This is a genomic window from Streptococcus mitis, from assembly GCF_965111725.1.
GTDB lineage: Bacteria > Bacillota > Bacilli > Lactobacillales > Streptococcaceae > Streptococcus > Streptococcus mitis_DV.
On the sequence record NZ_OZ217341.1, the window covers coordinates 1584375 to 1596969 of the forward strand.

Here is a 12595-nt window from a genome sequence, read left to right on the forward strand (position 1 = left end):
TCCTGGGAACTCTAGGAGAGTTTTTTATAGCCAAATGAAATAAGACCGGAGCGATGGAATTCTGGCATTCAAATCAATTTCTAAGAATGTTTTATAGTGGAATGAAATAAGATACGAACAAATTGATTAGGAAAATCAAATGAATTTATAGAAATCTTTTAGCAGTCATGATGTCCTATTCCAATTTCAAAATGCTATAGAAGCAGCATTGTGCTAGTCTCGTTTCAGTTTACTATACTAAAACGAGTAGCTTGAAATCAAAAAACCCACCCAATGGGCAGGTTTCATCTGTATTATTCAGCTAGATTAAGCTTTACCTTCTGAACCGAATACGTCGATACGTTCTTCAACTGATGCTTGGATAGCTTTTACACCGTCAGCCAAGAATTTACGTGGATCGAAGAGTTTTTTCTTGTCGTATTCTGCTTCGTTTGCTTCGTAGTCACGAGCAAATTTACGAGTTGCGTTAGCGAATGCGATTTGGCATTCAGTGTTAACGTTAACTTTGGCAACACCAAGTTTGATAGCTGCTTGGATTTGCTCATCAGGAATACCTGAACCACCGTGCAATACGATTGGGAATCCTGGAAGAGCTTCTGTCAATTTTTGCAAGTGGTCAAGGTCAAGACCTTCCCAGTTTGCTGGGTAAGGACCGTGGATGTTACCGATACCAGCTGCCAAGAAGTCGATACCAGTTTCAACCATTGCTTTAGCGTCTTCGATTGGAGCCAATTCACCTTTACCGATGATTCCGTCTTCTTCACCACCGATAGTACCAACTTCAGCTTCTACTGAGATACCTTTAGCGTGTGCTTTTTCAACAACTTCTTTAGCCAATTTAAGGTTTTCTTCAACTGGAAGGTGTGAACCGTCAAACATGATTGAAGTGTAACCAACTTCGATACACTCAAGTGCATCTTCGTAGTGACCGTGGTCAAGGTGGATAGCTACTGGTACAGTGATACCCATTGATTCAACAAGGTTAGCGATCAAGTTGCGAGCAACTTTGTAACCACCCATGTATTTAGCAGCACCCATTGAAGTTTGGATCAAAACTGGAGCTTTTTTAGCTTCTGCTGCACGCAAGATAGCTTGAGTCCACTCAAGGTTGTTTGTGTTAAATCCACCAACTGCATAACCGTTGTCACGAGCTGCTTGGACAAATTTTTCTGCTGAAACGATTGCCATTTTATCAGGCCTCCTGTATATTTTTATGGGTCATCCCATTTACATTGTTCATTTTATCACTTTTTGACAAAAAAATCTAGTTTTTCCCGCAGTTTCGATTGAATTTCTTCTAGCTTCATCTATGTAAACCCTTTCTCTCCCTAGTCTTGGGCGACTTTTGGAAAAGCTATGAAGAAGGTTAAACGATTATCCTCCATCTCGAAACGATAAGGTAATTTTTCATGTTCTAATAGACTCTTGACCACAAAGAGCCCCATCCCAGACCCCTTGGCCTTGCGACTAGCATTGTCAGAAAAAGACTGGGCTAGTTTTTCTTGTTCTTCTGGACTGCAGCTATTTTCTATAAAAAGTTCCCCTTCTCTTTCTCCAATGCCAACCAAGCCGCCTGGAACAGAGTGCTTGATAGCATTACTGATGAGATTAGACAGAATCAACTTCATAACTGATGGGTTTAGATAGGCCTGCTGATGAGTCAAACTATTGTCTATCTGGAGTTCTCTTTCTTTGGCTAGTAAGGCATAATCCTTAACCAGACTTTGCGTCATCTGGTGTAAGTCAATCTTTTCCCTATCATCTCGTAATTCCTGCACAGACGAGAGAGAAAGTATCTGGAGAACGTGGTGATTGAGCTCATCCACAATCCCCAAGGCAACTCCCAGATAGTGCTCTCTATCCTTATAGCGACCGACATTTTCTTTCATGTTTTCGATCAGGATTTTCAAACTAGCCAGCGGTGTTTTCAATTCATGAGAAGCCCCTCGTAGGAATTCGACCTTCATCTTCTCCAGCTGGAGAATAGCTTCATTCTTGTCATGCAAGTCCGCAATGACAGTCAAAAGATGCTGGTAGAGGCTATTGATTTGTTCCTTGAGATCACCAATCTCATCCTTAGAATCCACGCGCAATCGCACTTGAGCATCCAATTCCATCATCCGACGGGTCACCCGCTTGATTTCCAAAATCGGGGCCACAATGGTCCGAGCGTAGATGTAGGCCACCAAGAGGGAAATCAGAAATGATGCCAACAAGGTATAGGGAAGAAACTGGAGACTGATCTGCTCTGCTTCCTTTTGCAAATCCATGGACGCTAAAAACTGGAGAGTCATAGTACCACCGTCCTGCGTTGTCACCTCCCGCTCCTCAATAAAGAGAGAGGTAGTCTGACGGTCCGTATCCAGAGGAAGATTGTCCTTGACTTCTAACTTGTCCTCTGTCATCTCGCCCTTAACAGCCCCCTTAATCTCACTAGTTTGGGAATACAAGTCTAAGACTTGCTCAATGCTCTGCCTATCCTTTCCCTCTAGGGACTGGGCAATGGCTGTTGCCTTCTGACCAATGGTTTCCTGACGGTGGCTCAGATAAGTCGAAGGAAAAAGAAAATAAATGGCTAAATGAAGGCAGATAACTAGAACACTAAATATCGAGAAGGTATAGATAAATATCTTTGTAAATAAACCTGTTCGTTTCATTTTCGCTCCAATTTATAACCAACATTGCGCACAGTGAGGATGCAGTCCAGGTCTAGTTTTTTCCGCAATTCCTTGATATAGACATCAATGACTCGGTCAAAGGGAACCTCATCTGTCGCCTTCCAGACGGCATCGATAATCTGAGAACGGGTCAAGGCCCTTCCTTCATTTTTTACCAGATAATCCAGAATTTCCAACTCTTTGGCATTGATAGCCACTTCTTGACCTGCTAGACTTGCACTGTAGCTCTCAAAATCCACCTTGGCTTCCTTATAAGAGAAGATTCGTCCTGTATCGTAATAGCGCTTGAAAATCGCGTCCACCCTCACTTTTAAGAGGGAGAGGGAGAAGGGCTTTTCCAGATAGCCATCTGCTAGCGAAGCAAAGGCACTCATCTTGTATTCCTCATCCTGAAAGGCAGTCAACATCAAAACAGGAACCTGACTGGTTTTGCGTATCTCAGCTAGTACTTCCAGACCATTGAGCTTGGGCATCTGAATATCCAGTAAAACCAGGGCTACTTGATAGCTGGAAAATTTTTCTAAGGCTTCTTGCCCATCTGCAGCCTCAATGGTTTCATAACCACAATCTGTCAAATAGTCACTGATCCCCTCACGGATCATCGCTTCATCTTCTACAATTAAAATTTTCATACTTTAACTGCTCTCTATTTTTTATTTTTCTTAGAATAAATACCTACTCTATTTCTATTATAGCCTCTTACTGGCCTTTTGTCTGTAAGCAACTGACCACTAGATAAAACAAAGAGAGCCTATCGCTCTCTCTGCTTGCATTTCACTCCCTATGGAATGAAGGTTATTTGGTTTTTAAACTAGTGGGACTTTTTTAAAAGGCTGTAGTCCTTACTAGTTGTGTCTTAGCTTATTTTGTAAACTCTACAACATAATCATAGCCTTTTTCTGTTTTCGCCCCAAAGTAGAAATCATTTACTCTATATCCACGACTTTCAACCTTAGCGATTTTAGCTTTGATTACTTCTTTGACTTCTTCTTCACTAGCATTTTTTGGAAGTTTGATAGTAGTCTCTCCATCTACATCCAATGCACCAGCTATACCTGGGAGAGTTTTTAGGTTGAAGTAAATGTTAACATTCACAGTTTCTTTTGCTTCTGTTGATCTCTTAGCCCTTCTTTGAACTAATGGAGCTTTTCTAAAACCTGTATTATTAGCTGATGCAGATTTAGATTCTTTTGTGAATTCTACAACATAATCATAGCTATCTCCACCTTCAATGATTTGATCTAAGTCTGTTTTTGACGTAACTGTAAAGCCTTGTTTTTTAAGTTTCTCGATTTGGGCTTTTGTTTTTTCTTCAACAGCTCGTTTTAATTCCTCTTTAGATGTCTCTCCAGAAAAAGTAAGCACATTTTCTCCACCTAATTCTCCTAATGCTCCAGCTATATCTTTAAGAGATGTTAAATTATAGTAGACATTTATGTGTTTAGTTTTATTAGACAAATCTCTTTTTACAACTTTTTTAGCTCTAACTTGAACTTTTGGTGCAATTCTAAAACCTGTAGTTCCTGTAGTTTCCTTAGTGAAAGTTACTACGTAGTTAAAGTTTTTCACAGTAGTATCTTGCTCGAATACTATTTCTTCTTTTACTTTATACCCATGTTTATTTAATTCTTGAACTTTAGCTTGAATTTTTTCTTTTACTAATTCTTTTGCCTGTGCTTCACTCGTTCCAGCAGGAATCGTAACGGTATTTTTTTCACCAGGATCACCAAAGAAGCCTGGAATATCTTTCATACCATCAAAATTATAATAAATAGAGACTGTGTTTTGAGGTTCCTCAATACTTCTACGACGACGAGTTACTCGAGGTTGGTAAGTTCCTGCACTTCGGAAGCCTGAGTCACCAGTTGTAGAACTGTCCGACGTTGCCGCAGGTTGTGCTTGTGGTGAGTCTTCAGATGAGGACGGCTGAGAAGATGGATTGCTAGAAGTTAGTGCGCTGTTTGCTACTGTACTATTTTCATCTATAGTTGTTCCACCAGCATGACTTTCGATTGGTTTCTTGAAATCAGGTCCATCATGTTCTACACCTGGAGTCTCAATTTCACGTAGTTTATCTCGATATTCATCTATCAGATCAGCTTGTTTATCTGTATCTTGCTCGCTTTTGAGTTTATTATGGTACTCTTCAGTGAGTTGCTTCACTTTTTCAAGTGCTTCTTTTTTCTTATCCTCATTTAAAGTACTCTTATTGATCTCTGCGTCTTTTGTTTTCCTATCGTCATCAATCGCAGCTTTATTACTATCTTTGGTATCTTCTTCTAAAGACTTCTCTGAACCCTGATGTTCCACAGCTGGTTCATCGTCTTGAGGTTTTTCTTCATTAGAAGTTGAATCGTTTGAGTTGCCATCAGTTGTAACGTCTGTTGATGAATTTGAAGTATTTCCCGTTGTAGCAGTCGTTGATTCTGGAGCTGTTGATTCAGTTGATGAACTTGAGTCAGCTGAATTACTTGTTGCACTTGATGAAGCCGTATTGTCTGTAGACGGTTGTTCTTCTGTGACTGGTGTTCCTTCTGCTACTGGATTTTCTGATTCACCTTCGTTAGGCGCCTCATTTGTAGAGTCTACTGCTGGCGCTGGTGTGGCTGTTTCAGTAGTTGCAGATGTTCCTGCTTCTGCTGACTCTTCTGCTTTTACTTCTTTTTCTGTTGCTTCTGGTGTTGTTACCGCTTCTTCTTTAGAATCAGCTGACGGTGCATTTGTTGCGCTATCTTGTTTTCCTGTCTCACCAACAGAAGTTTTATCTGTATTACCTGCTTCACTTGAAGTTGTGCCTTCTGCCACAGTATTATCTTCATTTGCGGTTTCGGATACTGAAGGCGCTGGTTCTGGTTCTGTTAGTTCAGATGTCTCTGGACCTTCTGCTTTCGAGTCTTTACCTTCTTCCCCTGCTGCTGAATCCACTGTTCCTTCAGGTGTATCTTCCTTTGGAGTTGTATTTGCTTCTGTTCCTGATTCTTCAGCTTCTTTTCCTTCATCTCCTGCTGTTGTTCCCACTTCTTTTGGAGCTGGTTGTTCTTCTTTATTTTCCGAAGTTGTACCCTCTACCACTGGTGTTTCTGAAACTTCTGCTTTCGGAGCTGAACTTCCTGATTGTTCTGTAGTTTCATCATTTGAAGGAGTAGCGTCTGTTACCGTAGTGGATCCACCTGAATCAGTACTAGTTGTAGCACCTGTTGATGGATTATTTGATGTTTCGACGTTACCTTCTTCTCCTGCTGGCGCTGTCTCCTCAACTTTCGGAGTTACTCCTTCTGTTCCTTCAGCTCCATTTGCCGCTGATTCTGTTGAAGCTGGTGCTGATTCTGCTGTTCCTGTAGATGTTCCTTCAGTTGTTGACTCTGCTTCTTTAGGCTCAGTTGGTTTCGCTGACTCTGGCTCTATTCCTTCAGCTTCCTTTGCTACTTCTTCTGTTGAAGATGGTGTTTCTGGTTTTGATGGTGCTGGGGTTTCTTCTGCTGGTTGATCTTGTTCTCCTGAAGTGCCTTCCTCTACCACTGGCGCTGGTTCTGTCGGTTCAGCTGACGCCTCTGGTTGTTCAACTTTCGGTGCTTCTATTTTTCCTTCAGTTGCATCTTCTTTAGGTGTTGGAGTAGTTGGCTCTTCAACTTTCGGCGTTGGAGTTTCTGCATTTGGTTCAGATGGTTTCGCTGCCTCTGACTCTGTTCCTTTTGGTTCAGTTGCTACTTCTTCTGTTGAAGCTGGGGTTTCTGGTTTTGATAGTGCTGGAGTTTCTTCTGCTGGTTGACCTTGTTCTCCTGAAGTTGTAACATCTGACGCTGGCTCTGCTGATTCTGTTGGCTCTTCCACTTTTGTCGCTGGAGTCGCTGGCTTCTCTTCTTTCGGCGCTGGTCTTACCACCTCGGGTGCTGTTTCTTTTGGTGCTGGGGTAGTCGCTGCGTCTTCTGCTTTCGGTGCTGATGCCGTTGGTTCTTCAGTTTTAAGCGCTGGCGCCGCTGGTTCCTCTACTTTTGATGCTGGTGCTACTGGGGTAAGTCCTTCACCTGATTCTTCCGCTCTTTCCACTACTGGTGCTGATACAGGCTGATAGACTGAGCTATAGTTCACAGTCATTTTTTCAACTTTCTCAGTGACATCTGTTAATTCAAAGGTAACATCTTTTGTTTCCTGATCTTTCTTGAGCAAGACTTCGTAAGTGCGAACTTCGCCACTTGCACCGCTTTCTTTGATGACAATCTTGTGTTTTGTGACTGTATCTGAAACCGTTTCAGCTTCGGTAAAGTACAATTCATTGTGCGGTAAGAATAAATTCTTGCCTGAAGCTTGATTCATTTCTTGGAGTACATCTACAGGGATATTACTTGCTTCGCTGATAACACTTAATGTATCTCCCCATTTAATGACATACTTAAATAAATCACCTTCTTTTTGAAGGTCAGCTTTCACTTCCTCAACTGTTCTGGCTACCCAGACACCATCTTGTTCACTGGCTGACACAGTTGGAGCTAAAAAGCCCAGACCTAGCAAAATCACACCTGTCGCAACAATTGCACCAGTTCTCAATTTTCTAAAGCCACGGAGGGACAAGCTTCCTCTAACATTTGTTTGTCTCATAATGTTTATTTTTCCTCACTATTCTATATTTTCCAAGGTAGACCCTGCCTAGGTCTACTAGCCTATGTTTGCGATATGGATAGGCTTCTACAGATTTATCTATCTATTTTCAAGATAAGATTTCTATAGATTTTTATGCACAATTCCATATATAAGTTGCGAAACTCCTTTCTAATAAATTCCATAACCTTAGTATATCATATTTAAGTACTAAAGTACAAAGAAAGCAACTGAAAGCAATGATTGTTACCATTGCTTTCTGCTTCATTTATCATTTTAAAACTTTCAGTTGCTAGCCTCATTTTTCAGTCTGGCATCAGTATTATTCACCATCCAGCAAGAGCTCTTTTGGTTGTTTTCTAAGGAGATTGCTTGAAGCAAGCGCCATAACGAGAACCACTAGAACCAAGGCTAGGACAAAGACGATGATAAAGTCTGATGTCTGAATGGAAATATCTAGGCTCGACAAGGTCTTGTTAAAGCCATCTACTTCTGCACCACCACCAAGGTTAGAGGCTTGAGCCGCCTTGCTAGCCTGTTTGGCAACACCTGAAGTCACATTGGCAAGGACAGTGTTTCCAATCGCACGAGCTGTGTAGTTGGCTAGGAAATATGATGCAACAAGAGCTGGGATAGCAATCAAAATCGATTCAGTGATGAATTGACCCAAGATACTTGCCTGCTTGAGACCGATAGAGAGGAGAATTCCCACCTCCTTGCGACGAGCGTTAATCCAAAGACTGAGCAATAGGGCAAGGAGAAGGACTGAGAAGCTCAAGCTACCCCAGAAGAGGAGGTTGGCCATCTTGTACATACCAGAGATGGATTGCTCAAGAGCTGGGTAGTTAGAGGAGCTCTTCACCAGTGTATAGCTCTTCCAGTTGATACCACTTATGCCATTCAACTCTTTCATAACATCATCCAAGTTCTTGTCCGCTGTTACAAAGAAGGTTGCGTCCCCATAAATAGCTGTGTCTTCTGTGTATCCATAAAGTTTAGCCGCCGTGTGAATGTCTGTGATGGCTGTGTTTTCGTAAAGCTCTTGTGAGTAAGTTACTGCCGACTTATTGTGGCCATCAAAGAGTCCCTTGATTGTCACTTCGACTGTTTCCTTGGCACCTTTTTCATTGTCTGCATCGTAGATATTAGAGTCCAGTTTAACCTTGTCCCCTACTTTCCAGCCGTATTTGGCTGCCAAGTCCTTGTGCAGGAGGATCTTGTCCTTGTCGTCGTTTGTTAGGTGCTCTCCTTCGACCAGCTTATAAGAACCAGAGACAAACTTGTCTTCTTTAGAGGAGTCATTAACACCCGTAATCATCAAGCTACTTCCAAAATGTTTGGCACGGTCAGGTGTCAGATTTTTCTTGGTATCTGGCGTTTCGATAAGTTCATAGCCAGTCAAATCTCCGATAGCGTTGATGCGTTTCACATAAGACTCAATGGCCTTGTTTTCGGTGATTTTTTTGATGTCCTCACCCTTAATATTCCCAGCACCACGTGGCGTTCCTTGATTGACGCGACGATTGATTTGCATGGAGAAGCTGTTGGTGATATTTTTAAAGGTCTCCTGAGAAGCTTTGGCAGTAGCTCCCTTAATTGACAAGCCGACCAAACTCAAGCTCGCCATGAGGAGAATAATCAGGAAGATGACAATCGATTTGAAAAACTTCCTTGTAACATAGGCAAATGCGTTGTGTAACATAGGTTCCCTTTCTAGATTTTATTCTATTTTATAGTTCGAACAGAAAAAGCTCGTATTATTTCGTAGTATTGCGAGTTTCAGTCAGTTTCTTATCCTTCAACTCAAGTGTAATATCTGACGCTTGTGCCACTTCTTTGCTGTGAGTTACGACGATGACACATTTACCTGTTTTCTGGGCAAGTGATTTGAGCAGTTCGACAATATCTCCAGCAGTTTTAGGATCCAGATTTCCTGTTGGCTCATCTGCAAGAATAACTGGAGCTTCCGAGACCAAACTACGAGCAATGGCAACACGTTGCTGTTGGCCACCTGATAACTGGAGAACATTCCGCTTGATCTGACTTTCATCCAAACCAAGCTCAAGCAGTGTATCCTTGCTTGCCTTTTTATTGACCAAGCGGATATTTTCCAGCGGAGAAAGATAATCTATCAAGTTATAATTTTGAAAGACCAGGGAAATATGGTGCATGCGATGGTAGGAATACCCCTTCTTACGAATGTCCTCGCCTTGGAAAAGGATAGAACCTTCAACAGGACTATCTAAACCAGCAAGGAGGGACAAGAGAGTGGATTTCCCCGCTCCTGACTCACCAATAATACTGTAAAATTTCCCGGGTTCAAAATGATAATTGATCTGATATAGGACTGCTTCAGCAGTGTTCTTATAACGGTAGGTAAGATCTTGTAATTGTAATAAAGTCATGATTTCTCCTTCTTATACTCAATGAAAATCAAAGTTCAAACTAGGAATCTAGCAGCAGGTTGCTCAAAGCACAGCTTTGAGGTTGCAGATACAGCTAACGCGGTTTGAAGAGATTTTCGAAGAGTATTAACTAATAGATGATAAAATTTCTTTAGGCGATTTTCTAAATAAGAATAGGAAACAAAGGGCTACAGACAAGCAACTAAGCAGAACTAGAAAAACATAGGATTCTGCAAAAGATAGGATACTGGTTGATAAACTGCTTGCTTTAGCTAGCGTGTCTTGTAGGGCTGCCTGGTCTCCACTTGCTAGTAGGGTTTGGAGTAGGTAAGTTGTGATTGCGTTTCCTGCAGCAAATGCTGGAAGCAAAGCACCTAGAGATACCAAAACTACCTCTAAACAGAATTGTAGGAAGATCGAGCTCTTGCCTTTTCCAAGTGCAAGTAAAATTCCCACTTCGTAGACCCTTTCTCTCAACCAGAGAGACAAAACAAGAATTAAGGCCCCTGCTCCTGCTATCAGCATCCCATAAAGGAAGATGGTCAGAAAGGTTTGGAAGGTTGCAACTGAATCTTTGATTTGTTCAAAAGCCTTGTTTTCCTTCTCGACTTGGTAACCTTGACTTTCTAAGGACAAGTTTTCTACCTGCTTCATGAGTTCGTCCATTTCCTTAGGATTTTCTACATAAAAGCGCGCTGCACTGACTTGAGCTTCACTATTTCCCAAAAGGGGCTGGCTACTTTCATAGTCTGTAAAGACCTGGTTTTCACTGAAGTCAGAAGACAAGCCTGTGAATTTCTCCTGTTTTTTACCAGAAAAGATGCCAACGATTTCATACTCAACTGTGTGTCCTTTGCCAGCTTCTGACTGTCCAGCATCCAAGCGAAGCTTGTCATGAAGCGAAAGACCGTTCTTCTTAGCCAACTCTTCGTGGATGAGAATTTTCTTTGAATCTCCTTTTTGAAGGTGTCGCCCTTCTTTTAGATTAAAAGCCGAGCTAGTAAAGGTCACATCCTTGGATGAATCCTCAAGAGCCGTTAAGCTGACCAAGTTCTTGTCCGCAGCTGACAAATCATCACGTTCTACGCTCTGCTCACCACTCACCGCTTCCTTGTCTTTTAATTTTGCGACCGTCTCGAGTTCGGGAGAGACATGTTCCAGCCCCTTAATCTTGCTTACAGATGCTAGGTCTGACAGCTTGAAAGTCTGACCATTCTCTATCTTCTTAATAGAAAAAGAGGTATTGAGTGATTTGTAAAGATTGATTTCAACTGTTTTGTTGGACTTCATCAGAGTCAAACAGGCTGAAATTCCGGCCAATAGGACCAATAAAATCAGAAATAAAATAAAACTTCTCAGTCGTTTTCTGCTGACATAAGCCCAAGCTCTTTGGATTGGATTCATTTGTCACCTCCATATTTGTAAGACTATTATAAAACCCAAATATGAAATGTTTATGAAATACGAAAAAATTTCGGCTCTATAATATTTGTAGTGGGTAAATCCTCTATAGATATTATGGAGCCTATTTTTGTATAGAAAAAAAGTCCCATAAGATCTATAATGAAAAGCGACCAAACAACTCATTAGAAAGATTCATATGGAACAATTACATTTTATCACAAAACTGCTCGATATCAAAGACCCTAATATCCAATTTATGGATATCATCAATAGGGATACACACAAGGAAATTATCGCTAAACTGGATTATGAGGCCCCCTCTTGTCCTGATTGCGAAAGTCAAATGAAGAAATATGACTTTCAAAAACCGTCTAAAATTCCTTACCTCGAAACGACTGGTATGCCTACTAGAATACTTCTTAAAAAGCGTCGATTTAAGTGCTATCATTGCTCTAAAATAATGGTCTCAGAGACCCCTCTCGTCAAGAAGAATCACCAAATCCCTCGTATTATCAACCAAAAAATTGCGCAAAAGTTGATTGAAAAGACTTCTATGACCGATATCGCTCATCAACTGGCTATTTCAACTTCAACTGTCATTCGCAAGCTTAATGACTTCCGTTTTAAGCCTGATTTTTCTAGTCTTCCTAAGATTATGTCCTGGGACGAGTATGCCTTCACTAAGGGAAAGATGAGTTTCATTGCACAAGATTTTGATAATCTCAACATCATCACTGTTCTTGAAGGCAGAACACAGGCTATCATACGAAATCACTTTCTGCGCTACGATAGAGTCGTTCGTTGTCAGGTGAAAATCATTACGATGGATATGTTTAGTCCTTATTATGACTTGGCTAAACAGCTTTTTCCATGTGCTAAAATTGTTCTAGATCGTTTTCATATTGTGCAACACTTAAGCCGTGCTATAAGTCGTGTCCGTGTTCAAATCATGAATCAATTTGAGCGAAAATCCCATGAATATAAGGCTATTAAACGCTACTGGAAACTCATTCAACAGGATAGTCGTAAATTGAGTGATAAACGATTTTATCGCCCTACTTTTCGTATGCACTTGACGAATAAAGAAATTCTAGATAAGCTTTTGAGCTATTCAGAAGACTTGAAACACCACTACAATGTCTATCAACTCTTACTCTTTCACTTTCAGAACAAGGAGCCAGACAAATTTTTCGGACTCATTGAGGACAATCTTAAACAGATTCATCCTCTTTTTCAGACTGTCTTTAAAACCTTCCTCAAGGATAAAGAAAAGATTGTCAATGCCCTTCAACTACCTTATTCTAATGCCAAATTAGAAGCAACTAATAATCTCATCAAACTTATCAAACGAAATGCCTTTGGATTTCGGAACTTTGAAAACTTCAAAAAAAGGATTTTTATCGCTCTCAACATCAAAAAAGAAAGGACGAATTTCGTCCTTTCTAGATCTTAGCTTTTCTTCAACCCACTACAGTTGACAAAGAGCCAAAATTTCAAAAAGAGCAACGGCTT

The 12595-nt window shown here is 41.0% G+C and carries 8 protein-coding genes; 1 reads left to right on the top strand and 7 read right to left on the bottom strand.

Annotated elements, in window-relative coordinates:
• Window positions 1-306: 306 nt before the first annotated feature.
• The 7 genes from ACLV7Q_RS07790 to ACLV7Q_RS07820 form a co-directional block, all read right to left on the bottom strand.
• The gene (locus tag ACLV7Q_RS07790; protein ID WP_001019001.1) at window positions 307-1188 is read right to left on the bottom strand and encodes a class II fructose-bisphosphate aldolase; all 882 of its coding nucleotides are present in this window, start codon (window positions 1186-1188) and stop codon (window positions 307-309) included.
• Between the two features lie 140 nt (window positions 1189-1328).
• The gene (vncS, locus tag ACLV7Q_RS07795; RefSeq protein ID WP_218757714.1) at window positions 1329-2657 is read right to left on the bottom strand and encodes a sensor histidine kinase VncS; all 1329 of its coding nucleotides are present in this window, start codon (window positions 2655-2657) and stop codon (window positions 1329-1331) included.
• On the bottom strand, window positions 2654-3310 hold the full coding sequence (vncR, locus tag ACLV7Q_RS07800; RefSeq protein WP_218757715.1) for a response regulator transcription factor VncR: 657 nt from the start codon (window positions 3308-3310) through the stop codon (window positions 2654-2656). The genes vncS and vncR overlap by 4 nt, the downstream gene beginning before the upstream one ends.
• 229 nt (window positions 3311-3539) lie before the next feature.
• Complete coding sequence (locus ACLV7Q_RS07805; protein WP_218757716.1) at window positions 3540-7274, bottom strand: hypothetical protein; 3735 nt, start codon at window positions 7272-7274, stop codon at window positions 3540-3542.
• Window positions 7275-7596: 322 nt separating this feature from the next.
• On the bottom strand, window positions 7597-8976 hold the full coding sequence (gene vex3 / locus ACLV7Q_RS07810) for an ABC transporter permease subunit Vex3 (protein ID WP_218757717.1): 1380 nt from the start codon (window positions 8974-8976) through the stop codon (window positions 7597-7599).
• A gap of 55 nt (window positions 8977-9031) precedes the next feature.
• Entirely contained in the window at window positions 9032-9679 is a 648-nt protein-coding gene (gene vex2, locus ACLV7Q_RS07815; RefSeq protein WP_049512209.1) for an ABC transporter ATP-binding subunit Vex2, read from the bottom strand.
• A gap of 126 nt (window positions 9680-9805) precedes the next feature.
• Window positions 9806-11083 carry an ABC transporter permease gene (locus tag ACLV7Q_RS07820; protein ID WP_218757718.1) on the bottom strand — a complete coding sequence of 426 codons (1278 nt, stop codon included), beginning with the start codon at window positions 11081-11083 and terminating at the stop codon, window positions 9806-9808.
• Between the two features lie 196 nt (window positions 11084-11279).
• Between ACLV7Q_RS07820 and ACLV7Q_RS07825 the strand changes: the two genes are divergently transcribed.
• Entirely contained in the window at window positions 11280-12536 is a 1257-nt protein-coding gene (locus tag ACLV7Q_RS07825) for an ISL3 family transposase (RefSeq protein WP_050213065.1), read from the top strand.
• The last annotated feature ends 59 nt before the right edge of the window (window positions 12537-12595 follow it).

Bases quoted from the DNA above. Each gene is read 5' to 3' on its own strand.
- ACLV7Q_RS07790 (WP_001019001.1), bottom strand. From the start codon at position 1,188: ATGGCAATCGTTTCAGCAGAAAAATTTGTCCAAGCAGCTCGTGACAAC.
- vncS (WP_218757714.1), bottom strand. From the start codon at position 2,657: ATGAAACGAACAGGTTTATTTACAAAGATATTTATCTATACCTTCTCG.
- vncR (WP_218757715.1), bottom strand. From the start codon at position 3,310: ATGAAAATTTTAATTGTAGAAGATGAAGCGATGATCCGTGAGGGGATC.
- ACLV7Q_RS07805 (WP_218757716.1), bottom strand. From the start codon at position 7,274: ATGAGACAAACAAATGTTAGAGGAAGCTTGTCCCTCCGTGGCTTTAGA.
- vex3 (WP_218757717.1), bottom strand. From the start codon at position 8,976: ATGTTACACAACGCATTTGCCTATGTTACAAGGAAGTTTTTCAAATCG.
- vex2 (WP_049512209.1), bottom strand. From the start codon at position 9,679: ATGACTTTATTACAATTACAAGATCTTACCTACCGTTATAAGAACACT.
- ACLV7Q_RS07820 (WP_218757718.1), bottom strand. From the start codon at position 11,083: ATGAATCCAATCCAAAGAGCTTGGGCTTATGTCAGCAGAAAACGACTG.
- ACLV7Q_RS07825 (WP_050213065.1), top strand. From the start codon at position 11,280: ATGGAACAATTACATTTTATCACAAAACTGCTCGATATCAAAGACCCT.